This is a genomic window from Clostridium luticellarii (assembly GCF_002995845.1).
GTDB lineage: Bacteria > Bacillota > Clostridia > Clostridiales > Clostridiaceae > Clostridium_B > Clostridium_B luticellarii.
The window spans coordinates 1-21,316 of record NZ_PVXP01000007.1 but is presented as its reverse complement, the minus strand read 5'-3'; the positions used below and the strand labels follow the sequence as shown (position 1 = coordinate 21,316).

Annotated in this window: 25 protein-coding genes, 1 tRNA gene, 1 riboswitch and 1 other annotated feature (1 of these 28 cut by a window edge); of the genes, 18 read left to right on the top strand and 8 right to left on the bottom strand. The window is 37.0% G+C overall.

The genetic code is table 11. The features are described 5' to 3' along the window. Window positions 1-137 (bottom strand) — a binding site (T-box leader); it reaches 68 nt to the left of the window's first position. Window positions 138-238: 101 nt separating this feature from the next. The 8 genes from CLLU_RS04070 to CLLU_RS04035 form a co-directional block, all read right to left on the bottom strand. Next, a tRNA-Gln gene (locus CLLU_RS04070) sits at window positions 239-313 on the bottom strand. A gap of 77 nt (window positions 314-390) precedes the next feature. Further along, window positions 391-909 (bottom strand): hypothetical protein, encoded by a 519-nt coding sequence (locus CLLU_RS04065; protein ID WP_106008303.1) that lies wholly within the window; start codon window positions 907-909, stop codon window positions 391-393. A gap of 30 nt (window positions 910-939) precedes the next feature. Next, complete coding sequence (locus CLLU_RS04060) at window positions 940-1,536, bottom strand: DnaJ domain-containing protein (protein ID WP_106008302.1); 597 nt, start codon at window positions 1,534-1,536, stop codon at window positions 940-942. After that, window positions 1,520-2,398 (bottom strand): DUF5685 family protein, encoded by an 879-nt coding sequence (locus CLLU_RS04055; protein WP_106008301.1) that lies wholly within the window; start codon window positions 2,396-2,398, stop codon window positions 1,520-1,522. The genes CLLU_RS04060 and CLLU_RS04055 overlap by 17 nt, the downstream gene beginning before the upstream one ends. Before the next feature lie 38 nt (window positions 2,399-2,436). Then, on the bottom strand, window positions 2,437-2,967 hold the full coding sequence (locus tag CLLU_RS04050) for a class IV adenylate cyclase (RefSeq protein WP_106008300.1): 531 nt from the start codon (window positions 2,965-2,967) through the stop codon (window positions 2,437-2,439). A 158-nt stretch (window positions 2,968-3,125) separates the two neighbouring features. Then, the gene (gene fba, locus CLLU_RS04045) at window positions 3,126-4,058 is read right to left on the bottom strand and encodes a class II fructose-1,6-bisphosphate aldolase (RefSeq protein ID WP_106008299.1); all 933 of its coding nucleotides are present in this window, start codon (window positions 4,056-4,058) and stop codon (window positions 3,126-3,128) included. 164 nt (window positions 4,059-4,222) lie between these two features. Further along, window positions 4,223-4,603: a DUF4363 family protein gene (locus CLLU_RS04040; protein ID WP_106008298.1), complete on the bottom strand. Its 381-nt coding sequence runs from the start codon at window positions 4,601-4,603 to the stop codon at window positions 4,223-4,225. Between the two features lie 11 nt (window positions 4,604-4,614). Next, window positions 4,615-5,295: a YetF domain-containing protein gene (locus CLLU_RS04035; RefSeq protein ID WP_106008297.1), complete on the bottom strand. Its 681-nt coding sequence runs from the start codon at window positions 5,293-5,295 to the stop codon at window positions 4,615-4,617. Window positions 5,296-5,510: 215 nt separating this feature from the next. On the opposite strand from CLLU_RS04035, the gene CLLU_RS04030 reads away from it, so the two are divergent. From CLLU_RS04030 to istB, 18 genes are all read left to right on the top strand, one after another. Then, the gene (locus CLLU_RS04030; RefSeq protein ID WP_106008367.1) at window positions 5,511-7,157 is read left to right on the top strand and encodes a nucleoside kinase; all 1,647 of its coding nucleotides are present in this window, start codon (window positions 5,511-5,513) and stop codon (window positions 7,155-7,157) included. Window positions 7,158-7,325: 168 nt separating this feature from the next. Then, window positions 7,326-8,048: a nickel pincer cofactor biosynthesis protein LarB gene (gene larB / locus CLLU_RS04025; RefSeq protein WP_420536061.1), complete on the top strand. Its 723-nt coding sequence runs from the start codon at window positions 7,326-7,328 to the stop codon at window positions 8,046-8,048. 101 nt (window positions 8,049-8,149) lie between these two features. Continuing rightward, window positions 8,150-8,512 (top strand): hypothetical protein, encoded by a 363-nt coding sequence (locus CLLU_RS04020; RefSeq protein ID WP_106008295.1) that lies wholly within the window; start codon window positions 8,150-8,152, stop codon window positions 8,510-8,512. Further along, on the top strand, window positions 8,502-9,020 hold the full coding sequence (locus CLLU_RS04015) for a molybdopterin-binding protein (protein ID WP_106008294.1): 519 nt from the start codon (window positions 8,502-8,504) through the stop codon (window positions 9,018-9,020). Before CLLU_RS04020 ends, CLLU_RS04015 begins: the two co-directional genes overlap by 11 nt. 15 nt (window positions 9,021-9,035) lie before the next feature. After that, window positions 9,036-10,454 carry a sigma 54-interacting transcriptional regulator gene (locus CLLU_RS04010; protein WP_106008293.1) on the top strand — a complete coding sequence of 473 codons (1,419 nt, stop codon included), beginning with the start codon at window positions 9,036-9,038 and terminating at the stop codon, window positions 10,452-10,454. Window positions 10,455-10,784: 330 nt separating this feature from the next. Then, a complete protein-coding gene (locus CLLU_RS04005; RefSeq protein WP_106008292.1) occupies window positions 10,785-11,363 on the top strand; it encodes a 2-oxoacid:acceptor oxidoreductase family protein in 579 nt (192 codons plus the stop codon). Next, the gene (locus CLLU_RS04000) at window positions 11,360-11,656 is read left to right on the top strand and encodes a 4Fe-4S binding protein (RefSeq protein WP_106008291.1); all 297 of its coding nucleotides are present in this window, start codon (window positions 11,360-11,362) and stop codon (window positions 11,654-11,656) included. The genes CLLU_RS04005 and CLLU_RS04000 overlap by 4 nt, the downstream gene beginning before the upstream one ends. A gap of 19 nt (window positions 11,657-11,675) precedes the next feature. Then, the gene (gene porA / locus CLLU_RS03995) at window positions 11,676-12,851 is read left to right on the top strand and encodes a pyruvate ferredoxin oxidoreductase (RefSeq protein ID WP_106008366.1); all 1,176 of its coding nucleotides are present in this window, start codon (window positions 11,676-11,678) and stop codon (window positions 12,849-12,851) included. Between the two features lie 11 nt (window positions 12,852-12,862). Continuing rightward, window positions 12,863-13,789, top strand: a complete 927-nt coding sequence (locus CLLU_RS03990; protein ID WP_106008290.1) for a thiamine pyrophosphate-dependent enzyme — start codon at window positions 12,863-12,865, stop codon at window positions 13,787-13,789. Window positions 13,790-13,976: 187 nt separating this feature from the next. After that, window positions 13,977-14,357, top strand: coding sequence for a hypothetical protein (locus tag CLLU_RS03985; RefSeq protein WP_106008289.1), 381 nt, complete (start codon window positions 13,977-13,979; stop codon window positions 14,355-14,357). A 13-nt stretch (window positions 14,358-14,370) separates the two neighbouring features. After that, window positions 14,371-15,393: a hypothetical protein gene (locus CLLU_RS03980; RefSeq protein WP_106008288.1), complete on the top strand. Its 1,023-nt coding sequence runs from the start codon at window positions 14,371-14,373 to the stop codon at window positions 15,391-15,393. Window positions 15,394-15,412: 19 nt separating this feature from the next. After that, window positions 15,413-16,000, top strand: coding sequence for a hypothetical protein (locus CLLU_RS03975; protein WP_106008287.1), 588 nt, complete (start codon window positions 15,413-15,415; stop codon window positions 15,998-16,000). Window positions 16,001-16,074: 74 nt separating this feature from the next. Continuing rightward, window positions 16,075-16,827, top strand: coding sequence for a nickel pincer cofactor biosynthesis protein LarC (larC, locus tag CLLU_RS03970; protein WP_106008286.1), 753 nt, complete (start codon window positions 16,075-16,077; stop codon window positions 16,825-16,827). Between the two features lie 189 nt (window positions 16,828-17,016). Beyond that, complete coding sequence (locus CLLU_RS03965; RefSeq protein WP_106008285.1) at window positions 17,017-17,406, top strand: helix-turn-helix domain-containing protein; 390 nt, start codon at window positions 17,017-17,019, stop codon at window positions 17,404-17,406. Window positions 17,407-17,813: 407 nt separating this feature from the next. Continuing rightward, window positions 17,814-18,086, top strand: a complete 273-nt coding sequence (locus CLLU_RS03960) for a type II toxin-antitoxin system Phd/YefM family antitoxin (RefSeq protein ID WP_106008284.1) — start codon at window positions 17,814-17,816, stop codon at window positions 18,084-18,086. Beyond that, on the top strand, window positions 18,070-18,375 hold the full coding sequence (locus CLLU_RS03955) for a type II toxin-antitoxin system RelE/ParE family toxin (protein ID WP_106008283.1): 306 nt from the start codon (window positions 18,070-18,072) through the stop codon (window positions 18,373-18,375). The genes CLLU_RS03960 and CLLU_RS03955 overlap by 17 nt, the downstream gene beginning before the upstream one ends. Before the next feature lie 327 nt (window positions 18,376-18,702). Continuing rightward, a riboswitch (cobalamin riboswitch) is annotated at window positions 18,703-18,884 on the top strand. A 284-nt stretch (window positions 18,885-19,168) separates the two neighbouring features. Continuing rightward, a complete protein-coding gene (gene istA, locus CLLU_RS03950; protein WP_106008282.1) occupies window positions 19,169-20,677 on the top strand; it encodes an IS21 family transposase in 1,509 nt (502 codons plus the stop codon). Then, window positions 20,667-21,316 (top strand): IS21-like element helper ATPase IstB (gene istB, locus CLLU_RS03945; RefSeq protein ID WP_106008281.1); only part of this gene is annotated, 650 nt, incomplete at its 3' end. The genes istA and istB, both read left to right, overlap by 11 nt.

Sequence of the window (21,316 nt, the reverse complement as noted above, 5' to 3'; positions counted from 1 at the left end):
AAATAACGGCTTCTACCGTATCTGTTTTCTCAGATAAGCTCTTAAGGTGAGTTCATATTATATTCACACTGTTTTTCACCCGGCAACAGTTCTCTTTAGTGGTATAAATACTACTACTCCTTCTTCTAAGCTCCGTATTAACTTTTTTATATTTTATAATATTGGGTAATACTTTGTCAATAATTAATTCAAAATTATTTTAAAAGAGAACTCTTTTAACAAAGGGTTCTCTCTTTTATGGCTGCCCATGCTGGATTCGAACCAACAGATGCCTGTTCCAGAGACAGGTGCCTTACCATTTGGCGAATGGGCAATATCCTGTAAATCTCAACACTAAATATTATATCATCAAAAATTTATATGTCAATAGCACAAAATACGAAATTTGTATTATTTGAGCCTTTTAGCTAAATATTTGCTTATATAATTTATAAACAGGGTCAGAAGATAATCGTATACTAAAAATACTACCTGGAGTCCTATTATAATTGCATAAAAATGAAAATTTATTTTTAAAAGTCCTGGAAAAAACAGACTGTATATTAAAAACAGCAAGGTTATACACAAGTTGAAGAAAATCAGCTTCAGTATAATTTCAAAAGGCAGTTTTCTCAGCTTTTCAATGTAATATTTAACAAGTCCATAGAGACCAAAAAATATTACATATGATATTACCGTCATTTTAAGTCCGCATATGAGCAGGGATAAAAGGCAGGTAGCAGCATAAACTGTAAAAGCATTTCTCAAATTTGTAATCAGTACAGCCAGGGGTATGATAAGTGAGGACAAAGTCAGTATGGAACCCTTGTTTATAGGAACTACGCTGCTTATATAGATCAGAATGACACCGATGGTAGTCAAGAGTCCTCCCTTGGCTATACTGGAAGCCGCATTTGTTTTTACTGACATTTTAAAATCACCTCATTAATTCGTTAACTATTAACAGCCGCCGCAGTCTCCACCGCCGCAAAGGCAATCCAGGCAGTATAAGGTAGCGCATATGTTGCATATATCAGGATCTCTTCTCTGGTTTCCATAATAAGGCTGTCTATAGGAACTGTTCATTCCGGACAATCTATTAAATGCACTCTGATATTTAAAATTGTTGGGATCCAATCTGCAGGCAGTACTTAAATTGTTGTAGGCATCATTGTACCATCCTCTTCTCATGTTCAGAATTCCCATGAGATAATTCCACTCCGCATCTCTTGTACCCATTCTTAAAAGTTCTGATTCTGCATCTCTGAAATTACCGCTGTTTATATTGTTTTCCACTGATTGATACATGGTGGAGCTTTCACCGCTGTAGGTATTGGTATCATTTGAGGTGTTATAGGTATTATTATTTGATCCATTTTTCATCAAATAGTCGTAGGCTTCATTTATTTCTCTCATCTTGCTTTCGGCTAAATCCTTCAGCGGGTTGTTGTCATATTGATCAGGGTGGTATTTTTTAGCCATACTTCTATATGCTTTTTTTATTTCATCTTTTGAAGCATTTTCTTTTATTCCCAGTACTTCATATGGATTTCTCATCTTTGTAAACGCCCCTTTTAAAAACTTTATCCATTTTATCTAAAAGTCCATACTGCAGTATATTGTAAAGAAGCTCCTCATTTCTTTTTACAGGAAGTTCATTGAAAGCATTCATGCACTGTGAAGCACATATGCCCAAAATAAAATCTATCCTGGGTTCTACTTCCCTGGAGAATTCTTTAAAATGCAGATTTTCACAGTTAAAACAGTGTTCTATGGCATTGAATTTTCCATGATACATGTCTGTATTCAAATCATCCAGTGCATCTATAATATATATCCATTTTCCCAGATTATAACCGAGAGAATATATCTTATCCTTAAATTCTCCATCTTTAAAAGAACTGAGTATAAAACCTGTAAGTTCTCCAAAAGGATGTGCCAGTACGTCTATGGACTTATTTTTCGAATTTTTTTCAAGATCGTATAAATTTTTGAGTTTACGGCTCATGTATGTGAAGTTTTTCTTGAAATCCTCCGGCATTTTGTTCAGATATCTTTTCAAGTAAAACGAAAGTATCCTGCTTGAAAAAGACATATCGTCGCTGACATCGTCCAGAAGTTTGAAATAGACAAGGGATATATTGCAGAAAGCTGCATATTCCAGAGCTTCACTATCTTTCAAAATCACCTTTTTCTTCATGGGATGAAGGACACATCTTTCCTTTTTATAGTTTTGTCTTCCATCTTCCAGAGAATCTAAAAGTATTGCCAGAAAAGTCATGTCATAGTTTAAAAAAACTCTGGGCACATTTCCAAGGTTGTGCTTTATTGATCTGCATAATCCGCAGTAATATGCCTTGAATTTTTCATAATCTTTTATTTTAAGCTCCATTTTATAAGGAGTTACATAACCAAACATACATTCACCCGTTTTTGTATTTTAAACTATAGAGCATTTCATTCCTTGTGCAGTATTTCATATATGGTTTCCGAGGTGGTATCTTCCATGGAATAACCCAGTAAATTCACTATTTCAAAGAGGTCTCCGTCATTTTTGGTCTCTATTTCCACGTAGGCAAAAGGGCAGAAGGATTTGTCATTTATGTCAATCTCAATTAGGCTGTTCCTGTATCTGTAGCTTTCCCTGTACTTTTTTACGGACTGCAGCAATCTCAGCCCCAGGGATTCAAAAATTTTTTTCCCGGCTTCAGGATTCAATATTTCTGTTTCATTTTCTTCCATTATTTTATATGTATCCTGACTGAGCATTTTTTTTGTAGTCATATAAAAATGTCTGGAATTATGTATTAGATCTTCCACAACCCTTATACGGGCATAACCTTTGCTATTTATCAAGCTTCCATCTTCAAAATCATATATATAGTTTATCTGATTTTCCATCTTGACCTTTAAGGCGGCAGCGCCCTTTAATTTCATGCGTATATCCTCAGGATCTATTTTTATTATTCTGGTTTCACACTCTTCCATGAGAAAATTCATCTCCCTGTATAGAACACTACTATTGAATTATACCATAAAAACAAGCTGCAAAAAATTAATTCTATGAAAATCATATATATTCCATTTGCAGAAATAGGAGACTTTCTTAAATTAAAGGAAGGTCTCCTGATACATTGGGTAATAAGCTATTCTAGAGAATTTTCCGAACCCAGTACATTTTCTATTTTGTATTCCACTACTCTCTGTATAGCATCTCTTCCGGCACCCAGATATTTTCTAGGATCAAAGATTTTTGGACTGTCGCCGAAGGTTTTTCTTACAGCAGCAGTCATGGCCAATCTTAAATCTGTATCAATGTTTATTTTGCAGACTGCCATGGAGGAAGCTTTTCTGAGCATGTCTATTGGAATTCCCTTGGCACCCGCCAGGTCTCCGCCGTATTTATTGCAGGTTGCCACATCATTTTGATCTACAGATGAAGCTCCATGGAGTACTATGGGAAAATTAGGCAGCTTGTTCTGAACTTCCTCCAATATGTCAAATCTCAATTTTGGCTTGAAGTTTGGCGGAAATTTATATGCTCCATGAGAAGTCCCTATGGCTATGGCCAGAGAATCCACACCTGTTTTATCCACAAAATCCACTGCTTGGTCAGGATCCGTATATGTGTGTTTTTCTGCAGACACGTCATCCTCCACACCTGCTAGTACACCAAGTTCGGCTTCTACTACAACACCGTATTCATGAGCATATTTTACAACTTCTTCTGTTTTTGCTATATTCTCTTCATAATCCAAATGTGAACCGTCAAACATCACTGATGTAAAACCTGTTTCCACACATAATTTTACGGTTTCAAAATCAGGGCCGTGATCCAGATGGAGAGCAAGATCAATTCCAGTTTCCTCTATGGCGGCATCCACCATGGCTTTTAAATATTTTGGACCTGCATATTTTAATGCTCCTGCAGAGCACTGTAAAATGACAGCGGAATTTTTAGCTTTTGCCCCATTCACCACACCTTGAATTATCTCCAGGTTGTTGATGTTGAAAGCACCTATTGAATATTTCCCCTGATATGCTTTCTTGAACATATTCTTAGTAGTAACTAATGCCATTTGATATTCCACCTTTCAATATAAAATATTTTATGTTAAAGAATTGTATCTTTTGTTTGTTCACTTTACATTATAACCTATTAATTGTTATTTTTCATAGTGACTTGCAGCCTTTAGAAAATTATTTGCGGCATTTAACATGAAGCTGTATTTATATATAGAAGCTAGAATAAATTTTGAATATTCAACTGCTGCATTTCCCTTATATGTTTCAGTGAATTTTGTATTACATTTGCAGAGGATAGTGATTCTTCCGAGTTTTTATGTTTTATATGCTGCAGGAGTTTCTGGGATTCATTGCTGATGTCTTCTATTTCATTGTGATCTGAAAAAATAGATAATTTTGGATAGTATTTTTCCCATTCCTCCATAAAATTCTGGGAGTTTTCATATGCCTCCTTCCAGGAGCTTGACTGTATGGATTTTTCTACTTTTATATTTGAATCCTGCAATTTCGTACATATGGTGTTCAGGTAATTTATTGAAAATATTATGCAGAAAAGCATCAGCACGAATATGGAAAAGGATATTATTGTACTTTTCATGTGATCACGTCCTATTCATTCTTTTCTTTTAACTGGCAGTAGAATTTCCCTTTTGAATCCAGCACAGCTACAAGGACATCTTTTACAGAAGATATGCTGTTTTTTTTCATCATCTGATTCAACCAGTTTTCATCCTTATTTGCCGTAATCAGGTTTTTAAAATTTATTTTGCCGTCCAATATGAGAGTCACAGGCAGGCCTTCCTGTGGTGGTTTTATCTTTAAATCCTGTTTGGTAGCAGGGGAGAGTTCTGTTTTAGGTATGACTGAAAGCTGGCCGCTGGTTTCAAGTATGGCATATTCTATATCCGATAAATTGTAATACCCCTGCATTCTGAGCTCTTCCATCAAATTATTTATGTTGAATTTATCGTCTTTCAACTTTTTTAAGTCCAGCTTGCCTTTATTGATCAATATGCTGGGTTTGCCGCTGAAGACAAGTCTCATTTTTTCACTTTTGAGCTGAAGAACCGCCAGCAGCGTCTGCATGGATAAAAGGGTGATTATAGGAATTATACCATGTGTTATGGATACCCTGGTATCCTGCATTGGAAGAGATGCCAGTTCCGATATCATTATTGCTATTGCCAGTTCAAAAGGTTCCATTTCACCTATTTGTTTTTTGCCCATGAGTCTCATGGATATTACTACGAATAAATATAATATAATTGTTCTAAAAAGTATTGTAAACATAAAATACCACCTTTCAAGTTAAGTGCTCATAAATTTTCTATCCACTTATATTCTTACATTAATACAAAAAAATATAAGCAAAATAAGAACATTCTTCAACAAATATGAAGTATAATGATAATGACACTAAAATTAAGGGGATGAAATTTATGGGTGAATTGACCACTGATTTAAGTTACAGTGATATTGATACCTTAAAAAACAATAAAGATAATATGTTAGATCTTAAATTGAAATGTAAAAATATCAAAATAAAATATAATACAATTTTATATAAAATATTTAAAGACAATTACGGACCTCAGGATATACCTGTAGTACTGGCCAGAGTAAATGGAAAATATTCTGAGTTTACGAGTACGCTAAAAGAATCTGGAAATTTTGGAATTGTAGATATAAGAGATGAGCTCGGGAATAAAACTTATGTGAGAACCCTTCAATTTGTGTTGATTAAGTCTGTATACGATTTATTCCCCCATGCAAGGGTGACCATAGAGCATTCCCTGGGCAAGGGAATATTTGGAGAAATACACAAGGATAGTCCACTTTCAGAAAAAGATATAGAGAAAATAAAAGATAGAATGAAGAGTATAATAAAGCTGGATATACCCATAAAGAAAATAAGTATGGACAGGAAAAAAGCTGTGGAGATCTTCAAAAGCTATAATATGGAGGACAAGGTAAGACTTTTAAATCATGTAAATACAGAAGAAGTGAAGTTATACGAATTGGATGGAAGATATGATTATTTTTATGGCTCCATGGCTTTTTCCACAGGGGTTATAAAATTATTTGATCTCATGTACTATAAACCGGGTTTTATACTCAGGTATCCGGTGGAATCCGATCCCTGTCACCTGCCTGAGTTTGTAGAATATAAAAAATTAAGCAGAATATTTTATGAAACAGAGCGATGGGGAAATATACTGGATGTGGGAGATGTGGGATCTTTAAACAGCAAGGTGGAAAACGGAGAAATCAGGGACATTATAAAGGTGGCAGAAGCCTTTCATGAAAAGAAAATAGCTAATATAGCCGATATGATAAGTGACAGGAAGGATGTAAGAATTGTACTGATTGCAGGTCCCAGTTCCTCGGGAAAAACCACTTTTGCAAAGAGACTTTCTGTTCAGCTGAGGGTAAATGGAATTAAACCAATTCCAATATCACTGGATGATTATTTTGTAGATAGAGAGCATACCCCCAAAGATGAAAATGGGAACTATGACTTTGAATCCATATATGCTCTTGATTTAAAACTTTTCAATCATCATCTGAAGACTCTCATGGAAGGCGGTGAAGTTGAGCTTCCAGTGTTTAATTTTAAAAAGGGAGTCAGGCAGTGGGAAGGCAGGAGTATAAAACTTCCCACAAATGGTGTAATTGTAATTGAGGGAATACATGGTTTGAATGAAGTTCTTACCTCGGCCATTCCACGAAAGAACAAGTTCAAAATATATATAAGCGCTCTTACCCAGTTAAATTTGGACAATCATAACAGAATAGCCACCACAGATGTCAGGATTATAAGAAGAATGGTGAGAGATTATCTTTTCAGAGGATATAATGGTGAAGATACACTGAAAATGTGGCCTTCTGTAAAAAGAGGAGAGGAAAAGAATATTTTTGTATTCCAGGAGAATGCGGATGTAATGTTTAATTCCACTTTAGTATATGAACTCTGTGTATTAAAAAATTATGCACTTGGAGAATTGGAAAAAATAGAGAGCTCCAGTTCCGTGTATTATGAGGCTTTGAGACTCAAGAGCTTTCTTCATTTTTTTAAAGAAGTGGATAAAAAATTTGTTCCCGGAAATTCTATTTTAAGGGAGTTCATAGGTGAAAGTGAGTTTCAGTATTAAGAGCTTTAACTCAGCAGCTCGGCATGACGGATGAGCTGCTGGGCATAATTAGTTGAAAATTGTAATTATAATCAATATAATTGATGTTGTTGATAAAATCGATATTTAAATTTAATAGTAAACTTTGTCTATGAGGTGAAAAAATTGGATGAAAATGATTTGAGAAAATTGCTGGAAGACATTAAAGAGCAGAAAGTGAACGTGGATAGAGGTGTGGAATTGCTGAAAGATCTGCCTTTTAAGGACCTGGGATATGCCATGATAGACAATCACAGAGAAATAAGGGTTGGATATCCTGAAGTCATATATTGTGCAGGAAAAACCGTGAAGCAGGTAAGGGGAATTGTGGAATTTATGCTTACCAAAGAAAATAATATATTGGGAACCAGGGCAAACGAGGAAATGTACCAGGCAGTGAAGGAACTCTGCCCCTGTGCAAGATATAACAAGGAGGCCAGAACCATAACCATAAGGAAAAAAGAGCAGAAGGAAACCGAGTCCTATATAGCCATAGTTACGGCAGGTACTTCGGATATCCCGGTGGCCGAGGAGGCCTTTGAAACTGCCAGAATATTCGACAATAAAGTGGAAAAAGTGTTTGATGCAGGTGTAGCTGGAATACATAGATTGTTTCATAAAATGGACATTATAAGACAGGCAAAGGTGATTATAGTCATTGCAGGAATGGAAGGTGCACTGGCAAGTGTGGTAGGAGGGTTAGTGGATAAGCCCGTTATTGCAGTGCCTACAAGTGTGGGATATGGAGCAAATTTCGGAGGAGTGACTGCACTGCTTTCTATGCTCAACAGCTGTGCCAGCGGAGTAAGTGTAGTTAATATTGACAACGGTTTTGGAGCAGCATATCTTGCAAGTATTATAAATAAGCTTTAGTTTGAGAGTATGGATATTTTTTAATGAATTGTGGTAAGATTGAGAAAAGTGTATATTTAAATTTTGTACAGTAAAATTAGCTGATGGGGAGTGAACCAAATATGGACAATTCAGTAATAGCATACATAGATAAGACAGTGGTAAGAATAAAAGGAGTGGATGTAAGAGGACTCAAGCCTTTTGAGCTTGAGAAAAAGCTTTCGGAATTTATACAGAGGGGCATAAGGGTAATTGGAGTAACCGGTGAATCTATAGAGATGGACATTTATAATATAGATCCGGAAGCCATATTAAAAGATGAAAGTGGAATAATAAAGGCGATTTCTGCGGTGGAGGGGATTACGGCAACGGAACTTACTAAAATTGACTCTGCGAGGAAAATAGTAGAAGTAGATGTGAACAGTATTCCGAAGGGACAGCAGTATGGATGCCAGAAGGAAAGGTGGAATAATATTGATAAATAGTGTTGTTATAATACCTACAGGCAATGAAGTGTTAAGTGGAGTTGTAACCGATACCAACAGTCCCGCCATAATGCAGCTTATCCTGGAGAAGTACCCGGGATGTGAAATAAAGCGTGTGAGGCCGGTATCCGACAATGAGGATAAAATAGTGGAGCAGCTGAAAAAATGCATTGACGAAAATGTGGATCTGGTAATTTTCATAGGAGGCTCCGGCGGAGGACACAGATATGTATCCACTTTGGCCAGGGATTTTACCCATAGTGCCATAGAAAGATGTATAAGTGAATATAAATATAAGGAGATATACGGAAAAAACGGCCATATGTGGTCAAAACTTGTTGCAGCAAGGCAGGGAGGTACTCTGGTGGTAAACGTGCCGGGACCATATGTGGAAGCAGTGGAAGCAGCCAGGGCCTGCATTGGTTGTTTAACTGAAAATGAGGAGGAGCTGGACGTTATAGTTGACAGGATATCCAGTGCGGTTTTATCGAAATACCCTAAAAATTAGATTGGTGTTGATAAGATGAAAAAGTGTTTTGAATTTCCACAACTTAATAATATATTTTCAGATATTATCGATTCTTTAAATGAGGGAGTAAACGTTGTAGATAAACAGGGAAATCTTGTCTTTGCAAATAGAATATCTGCTCAATATGTAAAATGTGAGCCTGAAGACATGATAGGAAAACACATATCCCAATATTACCCTCAAGCTGCACTGCTGGAGGTAATAGACAAGAGAACAATGGTGTTTTATGGAAAGGTGAACCATACAAATGGAAGAAAATACATGGTGAAGGCAAAACCCATATTCATAGATAAAAAATTAGAAGGCGGTTTTGCAATATTTTCTGATATTACAGAGATGGAAAATCTGAACAACAAAATAAGAAAACTGAGGCATAAGATTTCCCTGAAAAGCAAAAATGATGCATTCTCCAATATCATAGGCTCCAATTCAAGTCTGGGGACAACTGTTGAAAAAGCCAGAAAAACCGTTGGAGCTCTCGGAGGACCCAGACACTGTATTATAACTGGTGAATCCGGAACGGGTAAAACACTTCTGGCAAGGTGCATCTATTATTATGCCAAGGAAATAGGGGTCATAAAACCAGATGCCCCGTTTATTGAAATAAATTGTGCCCAATTTACCAACACCGACATTGCTGCCATGGAGATATTCGGATGCAGCGAGGGATCTTTTACCGGTTCAAAGGATAAAAAAGGACTGTTTGAGATGGCAAATAATGGGATACTGTTTTTAGATGAGGCCCATGCTCTCAATAATTATCAGAATCTTCTGCTTAAGGCTATAGAATCAGGAACCATAAGGCGTATTGGAGGAAACCGGGATATTCCCGTAAATGTCATAGTGATAGCAGCTTCTACAAAAAATTTGGAAGAAGTACTGCTGCCGGAATTATATCAGAGGCTGGGTCAGTATGATCTGTATCTTCCGCCGCTGAGGGAAAGATCTGTTGAGGATAAAATTGAAATACTTACTGAGTTTATAAATAGGTATGAGGCCAACGTATATGACAAGTACAATATAAATCTGAATGTGATTTTTTCAGATGAAGCAAAGAAAATATTGTTGAATGAATACTATCCAAGAAATATAAGACAGTTCAGGGACATAATCAATCAGAGTATAGACTGTGCTGCACCGCTTATAAGCAATGTCAAGGATCAAAATCTGAATGTACTGGTGGATGTCCAGCACCTTCCCGTGGATTCCATCTATACCGCCGATAGTAATAAGAACAGAGGATCTGATGATAAATTGAAAGTGAATGATGATCCTGAAATAGTGAACCATATTATTTTGGAATTGAGGAAAAAAGGGCTTGGCCCCAGGAAGATAGCTAAAGTGCTTAATAAAAAGGGTATAGACATCAAGTACTATCAGGTTGCATACAGATTGAAACAGAAAGATTTTTAGCTATATAAATATGGCTGTATAAAAATACGCTAATATGCCTCAAGAGCATATTAGCGTATTTGTTTAAATGCTTTTTTAAAGTATTTTTCAATTATTATTCTCCTGCGTAAATTCTGATGTATCCATAATTGTTAGTATATTGTTATAAAATGTTTGAATTATAACATTTTAACGGGAAGAGGTTCGGCATCCTCTGCAGCCTCTTTATGGACAAATCCCAGCGGAAGCCGGGGATCAGCTGATTCATGCATGCAGTTTGGCATTAAAATTGCTTTCATAAGACAATAAGGTGTAATTTTTTATTCTAAATTTTATAAGGGAGGTAAACAATTGAGTAAGATTATCGAAATCAGGTGGCATGGACGAGGAGGACAAGGCGCTAAAACAGCCTCTCTGCTTTTGGCAGAAGCTGCATTTAATACAGGCAAATATGTTCAGGGTTTCCCCGAGTACGGTCCGGAGAGAATGGGAGCCCCTATAACTGCTTATAACCGTGTAAGTGATCTGCCTATTAAAATACACAGCAATATATATAAGCCGGATTATGTAGTGGTGGTGGATGAGACTCTCATAAGCAGTGTAAAGGTTACAAATGGATTGAAAGAATCCGGTGCAGTGGTGATAAACACATCGAAAAAACCGGAAGAAATAAGATCATATTTTGATGATTTTAAGGGAGATATATATACCATTGATGCCAGAAAGATATCAGAGGAAGAACTTGGCAGAAACTTTCCCAATACACCTATGCTGGGAGCCATAGTCAAAATATCCGGGGTTATGCAGGAAGAGGAATTCATAAAAAATATGGAAGGTTCCTTCAGGCACAAGTTTGCAACCAAACCTCAGGTGATAGATGGGAATATGGCAGCTTTGAGGAGATCCATGAAGGAGGTACGAAAAGTATGAGTGATAAAAATTATTATTCTACAGAATGTAAATGGCAGGATACAACTCCCGGTGGAATAATTATTGATACGGGAAATGCCCGTGAATTTAAAACTGGAGACTGGAGAACTGCAAAGCCGGTATGGGATGATAAAAAATGTAAAAATTGTTTTTTATGCTGGGCTTTCTGTCCGGATATGTCCATAGTAGTTGAAGACGAAAAAGTAAAAGGTATTGATTATGATCACTGCAAGGGCTGCGGATTGTGTGCTGCCCAATGTAAATTTGACGCCATACAGTTGGTTGAGGAATAACCAGGAAAGGGTGATGAATATGGCAAAAAGAGTAAGTTTAAGCGGTAACGAAGCTGTTGCAACCGCAATGATGCAGATTGAACCTGATGTAGTAGCAGCTTATCCTATAACTCCGTCTACAGAAGTGCCGCAGTATTTTTCACAATATGTAAATAATGGACAGGTTAAGACAGAATTTATACCAGTAGAATCAGAGCACAGTGCGATGAGTGCCTGTATAGGTGCTTCGGCAGCCGGGGCAAGAGTAATGACTGCCACATCCTCAAATGGACTTGCATACATGTGGGAGCCCCTCTATATTGCAGCATCTTTGAGAAGGCCCATAGTTATGGCGGCGGTTAACAGGGCACTGTCCGGTCCCATCAACATACATAATGACCACAGTGATACCATGGGTGCCAGGGATTCGGGATGGCTGCAGATATACAGCGAGAATGTACAGGAGGCATACGACAATTTTATACAGGCAGTTAAGGTAGCTGAAAATACGGAGGTGAGACTGCCTGTAATGGTTTGCTATGATGGATTCATAACAAGTCATGGAATCGAAAATATGATGCTTCTTGGAGCAGAAGAAGTGAAGAAATTCGTGGGGGAACATAAAGCTGACTATTCTCTTCTCGGAGATACTCCTGCCGCCTTTGGAGCATTTGACGGAAATCAGTATTATTTCGAGCACAAAAGGCTTCAGGCCCAGGGAATGATAAATGCCAAAAAAGTTATTCTTGAAACTGCAGCTGAATATGGAAAAATCACAGGGAGAAAGTACAATTTCTTTGAAGAGTATAAAATTGATGATGCAGAAATTGCCGTAGTTGTTATTGGATCTTCTGCAGGTACTTCGAAAGTGGCAGTGGATGAGCTGAGGGAAAATGGAATCAGGGCGGGACTTGTCAAACTCAGGGTATTCAGACCTTTCCCTGCACCTGAAATAGCAGAGGCACTCAAGAATGTAAAGGCACTGGCTGTCCTGGATAAAACGGATTCCTTTGCCACTACGGGAGGACCTCTTTTCAAAGAAGTGAGAAGTGCCGTATATGGAAACGGAGCCAATAAGATCGTGAAAAGCTATATTTACGGATTAGGCGGAAGAGATGTAACTGTAGACAGTATCAAGGAAGTTTACACGGGACTTCAAAAAGATATAGCCGCAGGGAAATATGAAACTTACAACTATCTGGGTGTTAGAGAATAGGAGGAGATAAAATGGCGGTGAATTTGAAAGAATTATCGAAAAAAGCTGATAGAATAACTGCAGGCCACAGGATGTGCGCCGGATGCGGGGCACCAATAGTTGCAAAATGGGTGCTTAAGGCGTTGAAACCTGAAGACAAGGCAGTTGTTGCAAATGCCACTGGATGTATGGAGGTTTCAACATGCCTGTATCCCTATGTTGCCTGGAAAGATTCCTTTATTCATTCAGCATTTGCAAATGCAGGAGCTACTATAAGCGGTGTGGAAACCGCATATAATTCCCTTAAAAAGCAGGGGAAGATAAAGGAAAATTATAAATTTGTAACTTTCGGCGGAGATGGAGGAACTTATGATATAGGACTTCAATCGCTTTCTGCAACTATGGAAAGGGGACATGATGTTGTCTATGTCTGCTATGACAATGGAGCATACATGAACACTGGAATTCAGAGATCCTCGGCTACTCCTTTTGGTGCAAGTACCACCACTTCCCCCCAGGGAAAAGCAGTTCCGGGAAAACAGCAGTACAGAAAAGACTTGACCAGTGTAATAGCTGCACATCATATTCCCTATGCAGCCCAGACCGTTGCTTCAAAATGGAAGGATCTTTATCAAAAATCTGAAAAAGCGATTTATACCAAAGGGCCGGCATTTATGAATGTACTTACACCCTGTGCAAGAGGCTGGAGATGTGATACTCAGAAAGAACTTGACATAGTTGATCTGGCTGTTGAGACCTGTTTCTGGCCCCTGTACGAGATAATTGACGGTAAATATATTTTAAATTACAGGCCAAAGAAGAAGCTTCCCATAACTGAATGGCTGAAACCACAGGGAAGGTTCAAGCATCTGTTTAAGTCCGGGAATGAGTACATGATAGAGGCAATCCAAAAAGAAGTGGATAAAAACTGGGAAGAACTTCTCAAAAAATGTGATTAGCGTATAGAAGAATTTTAAACTTTGGAGAAGATCTGCTGTTATAATTCTAACATTGGATGAAGTGAAATCTAACAAAAGATTGTTTGAATATTCCAGCATGTGCTGCTGCCTGTTTGGAGTTAAAATTGCTTCTGTTTATAGGCGGAGAAACGTTAAACTATTATTTGAAATGAGGAGATGAGAGTATATGAAATTGATGCATACCAAGCTTCCGGAATTCATTGAAAAGATGAAGAGAGCAGTTGTAAAAAATACTCCGGATAAAACTATTGAAATCAGGGGTCTCGAAAATTTGAAATCTGCAAAAATGCAGTCCCTTAGGACAGGAAGAATAGAACTTTCAGTAGAGGAACTGGCAAAGAGGGAAGATGTGGAAAAAGTTGAACTCGTTGTCATACCAAGAGTTCCTGAAACCATGCACACTGTCATAGTCAAGGGAATTGATAAAGACGGGAAAGCCAAAAAGGCAATCCTGGAGGTAATCAATATTATACATCCTACTGAAGAGGTGGAAACTGCAGATTGTGAAGAGATAGAAGACAGAAGACCACCTTTGGGAAAACATTGAGGGGGAGTAAGTCATGAAAAAACTGCTATACAGAATAATAAAACAGGGCCAGGTAAGAGGCATTTTAATTCCTTTGAATATAGTATTTGTAGATATAAAAGATATTGAAAATTCAGGACTGGAGATAGATGAGGCAATTGAAAAAATAGCCCAGCAGATAAAGGGACCTGCAGGGATAAATGTATTTGATATGGATGCCTGCACCACCAGCAGTGATGGAATTGTACTGGACAGTGCCATAATCAAGATGGCCGCATCGGACAACGGAAAGATCCACAGGGAATTCGGGATGATTCCCATGGAGGAAATGGAAGTTACGGATCAGCTGATAGGTGAAGAACCTCACCTTGCACAGTGGAAAAAATATTACAGCGGCAGAAAGCTTTTTAGAGGACCAAATCCTGCAAAAAAGATGATACCGGTTCACAATGCAGTCATGACAGGCAGAGCTGTCAATAATAATTCAGCTACTGAAATGATGAATGTAGTTACTATGGAAGAAATACTTCTCCCTATTTTTGGACAGCTGCAGATAATGAAAGATCAGGATGTGCTCATAGGGTATACAGGAGAATTCATATCCGTGGGAATTGGAATGACCGTTGCCGAGAAATATGGCAGGGTATTTCCCACCAGACAATTCAAAGCAGGAGATACAGCTCATGGTTCGGGAGAATATGCAAAAACTCTTAAAAAGCATATTCCATGTATAGTTGCCCCCAAGGAGGTCATTGCAAAATATACCATTGATGCATTGAAGGCAGGCATGGTTCCGGGAAAACACATAGGATGTTCCCCTGTGGTTCTGTCTGTTGCCAGATATCTGGGCAGCCCCATAGCTTTTGACAATATTACTGAAAAGGCCCGGGCAGAGCTGGCAAGTGTGGGTATTACCTTTGATTATCTGAAGACTCCGGTTAAAAAGCTGTCGGAAGAGGAAATCATAGCAAAAGCAGATGAGATTGTGCCGGGCGTGGAGAAACCGGTCAGAATAAGCAGTACCGAATTTGTTGCAAAAGAGAATATAGAAGTATAATATTTTAGGATGAATAGTTGTGTATAATATAGAAGGCGTTACAACTTTTCTGGAGAAAACTGTAACTGTGGAATCATATCCCATAGCTATATGCGGAATATGTGATAGAGACAGGAAACAGGAAAGCCAGGATAAACTGCTGGAGCTTACAAAAATAAAATTCAACGGATTAAAAGATCCATTTTTTATTGATTATCAGCTGGCTGAGAGGGTGAGAAACATATCACCCTCCTATATAAAAGCATTGGGTGTCAGCATTGATATTGACGGTGTTCATCAGTCTACCGGGGGCATAATTGGATCGCCCCGGGCGGACATATCTTCTTCAAATGAGGATATTGAATGTGTTGGAGAAGGTCTTGTGGTTGTTTCAATACCTGGAGGCCCCGGATTTATAGCTGGAAGCGATGAAGATACAGCCAGGAAAATATATGAAGAATCCATGCTGGAAGATAGATCGGGTACTGACAGAATGATGAGGGTATTATCAAATATAATAAAATACCACGTGGGTCTGGCAATTATTGTTACAGACGGCTGCGGACCTGACAGCAGGGGAAGTGCAGCAACAGTAGAAAATGGCAGGATATGTGTTAGAACTTTATAGAACAAATTATTTAATAGGGCTGTGAAGGTGAGGATTTGGGATGCCTTCACAGCCATTTCTGGGGAGGATAAAACATGAAAATTGCTTACTTTCAATGCAGTGCAGGAATAAGCGGGGACATGATTTTAGGAGCACTGGTGGATGCGGGATTAAGTCTGGAAGCTTTGAAAAATGAGCTCATGAAACTGAAAGTACCTTTTGATTTAAAGTCAAGGCGTGTGTTGAAAAATGGAATATCAGGCACCAAGGTGCAGGTCATTGTAGAGGAAGGCCATGTCCACAGACATCTGAGCCATATCAGAGCTATTGTACAGGAAAGTGAACTCAAGGGAAAAGTCAAGAAGGACATAATGAGGGTATTTACAAACCTTGCGGAAGCAGAGGCCAAAGTACATAATACTACTGTGGAAGCCGTACATTTTCACGAAGTCGGGGCTCTGGATTCAATAATAGATATATGTGGTTCCGTTGCAGGGCTGGAACTGCTCGGTATTGAAAAAATATACTGTTCCCCCATCCATATAGGTACCGGATTTACAAAATGTGCCCACGGAATCATACCGCTTCCGGCACCTGCGGTGGTACAGCTGCTCCGGGGTATAAAGGTGTATTCAAAAGGAGTGAAGGCGGAACTTGTTACTCCTACAGGTGCAGCTGTAATTTCAACTCTCTGTGATGATTTCGGGGAAATCCCTTTCATGAGCATGGAAAGCTGCGGCTGTGGAGCAGGAGACAGGGAACTTGAAATACCTAATCTGCTAAGGATCTGCATAGGTCAGCTGGAACAAAATGAAAATAGAGATTTGGCCGAATATCCTGGAGAGTAAATTCCGGGATATTATTTTATTTTGTTGGATTCAATGCCTGAGCTCATCCTGCCAATGCAGATATTGACGGGGATTTCATATGATAGTTATGCACACTGCATATATTATTTTTCATCACATAGATTGTTTATTTAATCATTTGTTGCGTATAAAGTTAAAGTAACAGGCTAATGACAGGAGTGAAGACAAATGAAAAAGGGGAAATCAATCGATGGGGTGGAAGTAGGCCGCAGAATACGTGAAAAAAGAGAAGAATTGAATTTGACGAGAGAAAAATTTGCTGAGATAGTGGATTTATCTTCGCTTTATGTGGGACAGCTGGAACGGGGAGAGAGGCAGATGAGTCTCACAGCTCTGGTTAAGATAGCCAATTGTCTCCATGTTACCACTGATTATTTAATATACGGAGAACATAAGGGACAAATTAAAGACATGCTGATAAAGGAAAAACTTAAAAAGTATCAGCTGCCGAAAACAGAGGACAACGCCATATTATACAAGCTTCTTGAAAGGTGCTCCAAGAGAGAATTGGATTTAATAGAAAGCATGGTGAAACTGATTCTGCCCTATATCAGGTAGAGGAAATGGAGGAATATTTTTTGTAAATTGAGTTTTAAGTGAAGAGTCAGGAGTCAATGGCAGAGGAAGATTTCTGGCTGGTGCCAAGAATCCGCCAGGTGCTGTTGGCTCTTGATTTTTATTATTGGCTCTTAAATTTAATTGTGAGTTGTAAGCTGTAATTGGTAAAATTACAAATTAAATATTAATGCAGTAACTGATAAAAATCTGGTGTAATAAAACAAAGAGATAAACATTTAAGGGCGTGAAGATTTTGGCGAGAATACACGATTTTGATGCGGTATGGAAAACCATACTGTAGGCTTTTGAAAGCGAGATAGTGGAATTGATTTTTTCGGAACTGTTGATTGCATAGAAAAATTTTGATATAATTATATCATGATAATGGTATGAAAGAGGTGGAAAATATGATTATTAAAGCATCGGCGGCACTTAGAAATGGATATTCAGCAATATCGGCATTAGCTCATGAAACAAAAGAGCCAATCTATATAACTAAAAATGGTGAGGGTGACGTTGTTTTAATGAGTATAGATGCTTTTGAAAAGAGAGAACAGATTTTACAGCTTAGAGCAAAGGTTTTGCAGGCAGAGCAGGAGAGAATCAATGGCGAAAAGACTATGAGCATTGCAGAAGCTAGAAACGTTTTAAGGGAACGTGTAAATGAGATACAGGGTTGAAATTCTGCCTGCTGCCTGGGAGGATCTAAAAGCTATTGAAGATTATTACTGCATTGAATTTAGTGTAGGATCAGCAATTAAAGTGAGTGACAGTATTTTAGATGCTATTGAAAGATTAGAAGAATATCCGGATTCTGGTTCTAAAATACCTGATAATTGGCTGAATGAACAAGGATACAGGATGGTTATTAGTGGAAAATATGCGGCAATTTATAAGCATATAGAAAATGTAGTATATGTGTATCATTTTGCAAATACGCAGGCTGAATATACTAAATTATTTTATTAGCTTAAAAATGAAGTCACGGCAAAAGCTGGATTTGACATGGAGAATATGGAGTATTTCAAAAAATATTTTAGTAAATTTGGTTTGAAGTGTATAGTAAAGAGCTGATAGTAGAGTGAAAATTTCAGCTAATGCCGAAAATCCACTGATACTGTCGACTCTTAAATTTTAACTTTTATCTATTAATAATTGTATGTAATAAGTATACAGCTGATATTATATAAATTTTGTATAAGATCAAGAATAATTTTCTAAATAATCTGAAAGAATGTTGACTCTGCCAATTCTATCCTCTATAATTAATATAAAAGTAACAAATTATTTGTAAAAATTTAATATTTCGTATCAGGTGCTGTCAGTTTGACAGTTAAAAGGAAAAGTGTACAAACACTGCAGCCCACCGCTGCTGTATGGAGAACGAAACCTCAATATGCCACTGGAGTAAATTTCCGGGAAGGCGGGGAAGTAGGATGAATCCGAGCCAGAAGGCCTGCCTGGTATTTGCTCAATTCTTTCGGAGGGGAAGACATTACATAAATTGTTCGAGCTGTTTGCCTTATTATTTGTTATGATATTGTTCTTAGTAAACAGTTACATAAAGATGATGTAAAATTGGAGAGTTCCCCGGAATTCTCCAATTTTTGTTTCTGAACACAAAACACCTTCCATAGCTGAAGGTGTTGTTGATTTACAATATAAATTGACCCCCTTTTTACACTGAAAATTGACCCCTTCACTTTAAAATAATATCCTTTATGAGAGGTAAAAAACTCATGAAGGAGGCATAAGAGTGTAGGTGAAAGACTTGAGAGATTGGCATACAGTGAAAAATATGTATAACAAAGGGATTCCAATAAAGCAAATAGCTAGAGAACTTAATATGTCAAAAAATACTGTTAAAAGTTTAATCAAAAAGGAGGAAGAACCAAAATATTCAAGATCACCAAGAGTAACTAAAATTGATAAATTTAAAGATATTATTAGAGAATGGTTTTTAGATAAGCGATATGATTTCAATGGTACAAGAATCTATAATGAATTGTGTAAATTAGGATACGATGGAACTATAAATCCAATATATAGATATCTTGAAACTCTGAATGAAGAAAAAGGTAGGATTAGCCAAAGAGCTACTGTTAGATTTGAAACTCCGCCAGGAGATCAAGCACAATTTGACTGGGGAGAATACATAACAGTTATAGCTGGTGAAAATGTTAAAATATACTGTTTTACCATGATACTATCTTATTCTAGAAAAAAAGCTGCAGTATGTTCGCTATCAGCTAATGGCGTAGCCATTTATGAAGCTATACAAGACTTATTTATAGAACTTGGAGGTGTAACTAAGGAACTTCTTATAGATAATCCAAAGGCATTAGTAATAAGTCATAAAAAAGGCGAAGAAATAGAGTTTAACCACAGTGCTTTAAAGTTATTCACATATCTTGGGACAGAGCCGAATGCCTGCCGGCCTCTAAGACCCAGGACAAAAGGGAAAATAGAAAAGCCATTTCAATACATTGAAAATCAATTCATTAAAGGAAGCAGCTTTAACAATGTGGATGAACTTAACTTAGAAATTAAGCATTTTATGAGGTCATGGAATAAAAAGATTCATGGAACTACTAAAAGAATACCTGATGAAATGTTTAATGAAGAAAATAGCAGCTTAAAGGGACTTTATAAGAAAATAGTTATTGACACAGAATTAGAAATAAGGATTGTTAGTACGGACTCTTATGTTATGGTTGGAACTAATAAGTATAGTGTTCCCGTTAAATATGTGGATAGACAAGTAAAAATAAGAATAGTATATGGATATATTCTAGAAATATATAATTTTGATTTAGTTCTCATTAAAAAATGGAATATACTTCAGGGTAAAAATAGAAAAATTCAAGATAAAGATGATTATAAGGATATTGCAGTAAGAGTACCAAGTTCTATTCCTGAAATTAGAAGAGTATTTGAAAAAACATTTAAACATGGTAATGAGTTTTACAGATTGGCTTCACGGGTCACAAAGCAGCCTCACTTTCATGCAAGAGAATTTTTAAAACTAAAAGATCTATATGATGTTTCTGATTTGGATATCATTCTTAAACATTGTATAGATAGTAACGTATTGAAAATAGATGGAATAAAATCTTTAATTAAGGAAAAATATTTAGAGCTAATAATTGAGCATGAGAGAGTAGAATTAATACTGACTAAATCTAATAAAGATAAGAATACTAATGTGAATGAAAAAGGTTTAATAAGACATCTTTCTTACTATGGGAAAGGGGCTAAAAATGAAGAATGAAACTAATATAAATACTGATATAGAGCGCCTATTAAAACAGTTTAGGCTTCCCGATATATATGATAGATATGATGAAGAAGTTAATTATGCCATAGAAAATAAAATTGGTTATAGAGAATTCTTGTACAAGCTTTTGGTGCTCGAAGAGCAAGGAAAAATGGAACGTCTAAAAATGAGGAATATTAAAAATGCTTGTTTTGATGCATATAAAACAATCGAAGATTTTGATTTCAACTTTCCCAAACATATTAATCAAACGAAAGTTATTGATTTGGCTACTTTAAGTTTTATGGAAAAGAAAGAAAATGTAGTTTTTATTGGGCCTCCCGGCCTTGGTAAAAGTCATTTATCCATTGCAATAGGTATTAAAGCCTGTGAAAACGGTAAATCTGTTCGTTTTGTCAATGCAATTGAACTAGTTGATGAATTATACAATGCAATAGAGTCTGGTAATCTAAAACAAAAATTTAAGAAATTATCAAAAATAGACTTACTTATAATAGATGATATTGGTTATTTAAAAATGGATAAAGAAAAAGAGAGTTTATTTTTTCAGTTAATCCGTCAAAGATACGAAAAAAGCTCTCTAATAGTAACAACAAACTTACCGTTTGAAAGATGGGACGAGATATTCACTAG

Bases quoted from the DNA above. Each gene is read 5' to 3' on its own strand.
- CLLU_RS04065 (WP_106008303.1), bottom strand. From the start codon at position 909: ATGTCAGTAAAAACAAATGCGGCTTCCAGTATAGCCAAGGGAGGACTC.
- CLLU_RS04060 (WP_106008302.1), bottom strand. From the start codon at position 1,536: ATGAGAAATCCATATGAAGTACTGGGAATAAAAGAAAATGCTTCAAAA.
- CLLU_RS04055 (WP_106008301.1), bottom strand. From the start codon at position 2,398: ATGTTTGGTTATGTAACTCCTTATAAAATGGAGCTTAAAATAAAAGAT.
- CLLU_RS04050 (WP_106008300.1), bottom strand. From the start codon at position 2,967: ATGGAAGAGTGTGAAACCAGAATAATAAAAATAGATCCTGAGGATATA.
- fba (WP_106008299.1), bottom strand. From the start codon at position 4,058: ATGGCATTAGTTACTACTAAGAATATGTTCAAGAAAGCATATCAGGGG.
- CLLU_RS04040 (WP_106008298.1), bottom strand. From the start codon at position 4,603: ATGAAAAGTACAATAATATCCTTTTCCATATTCGTGCTGATGCTTTTC.
- CLLU_RS04035 (WP_106008297.1), bottom strand. From the start codon at position 5,295: ATGTTTACAATACTTTTTAGAACAATTATATTATATTTATTCGTAGTA.
- CLLU_RS04030 (WP_106008367.1), top strand. From the start codon at position 5,511: ATGTTAGATCTTAAATTGAAATGTAAAAATATCAAAATAAAATATAAT.
- CLLU_RS04020 (WP_106008295.1), top strand. From the start codon at position 8,150: ATGGACAATTCAGTAATAGCATACATAGATAAGACAGTGGTAAGAATA.
- CLLU_RS04010 (WP_106008293.1), top strand. From the start codon at position 9,036: ATGAAAAAGTGTTTTGAATTTCCACAACTTAATAATATATTTTCAGAT.
- CLLU_RS04000 (WP_106008291.1), top strand. From the start codon at position 11,360: ATGAGTGATAAAAATTATTATTCTACAGAATGTAAATGGCAGGATACA.
- porA (WP_106008366.1), top strand. From the start codon at position 11,676: ATGGCAAAAAGAGTAAGTTTAAGCGGTAACGAAGCTGTTGCAACCGCA.
- CLLU_RS03990 (WP_106008290.1), top strand. From the start codon at position 12,863: ATGGCGGTGAATTTGAAAGAATTATCGAAAAAAGCTGATAGAATAACT.
- CLLU_RS03985 (WP_106008289.1), top strand. From the start codon at position 13,977: ATGAAATTGATGCATACCAAGCTTCCGGAATTCATTGAAAAGATGAAG.
- CLLU_RS03980 (WP_106008288.1), top strand. From the start codon at position 14,371: ATGAAAAAACTGCTATACAGAATAATAAAACAGGGCCAGGTAAGAGGC.
- larC (WP_106008286.1), top strand. From the start codon at position 16,075: ATGAAAATTGCTTACTTTCAATGCAGTGCAGGAATAAGCGGGGACATG.
- CLLU_RS03965 (WP_106008285.1), top strand. From the start codon at position 17,017: ATGAAAAAGGGGAAATCAATCGATGGGGTGGAAGTAGGCCGCAGAATA.
- CLLU_RS03960 (WP_106008284.1), top strand. From the start codon at position 17,814: ATGATTATTAAAGCATCGGCGGCACTTAGAAATGGATATTCAGCAATA.
- CLLU_RS03955 (WP_106008283.1), top strand. From the start codon at position 18,070: ATGAGATACAGGGTTGAAATTCTGCCTGCTGCCTGGGAGGATCTAAAA.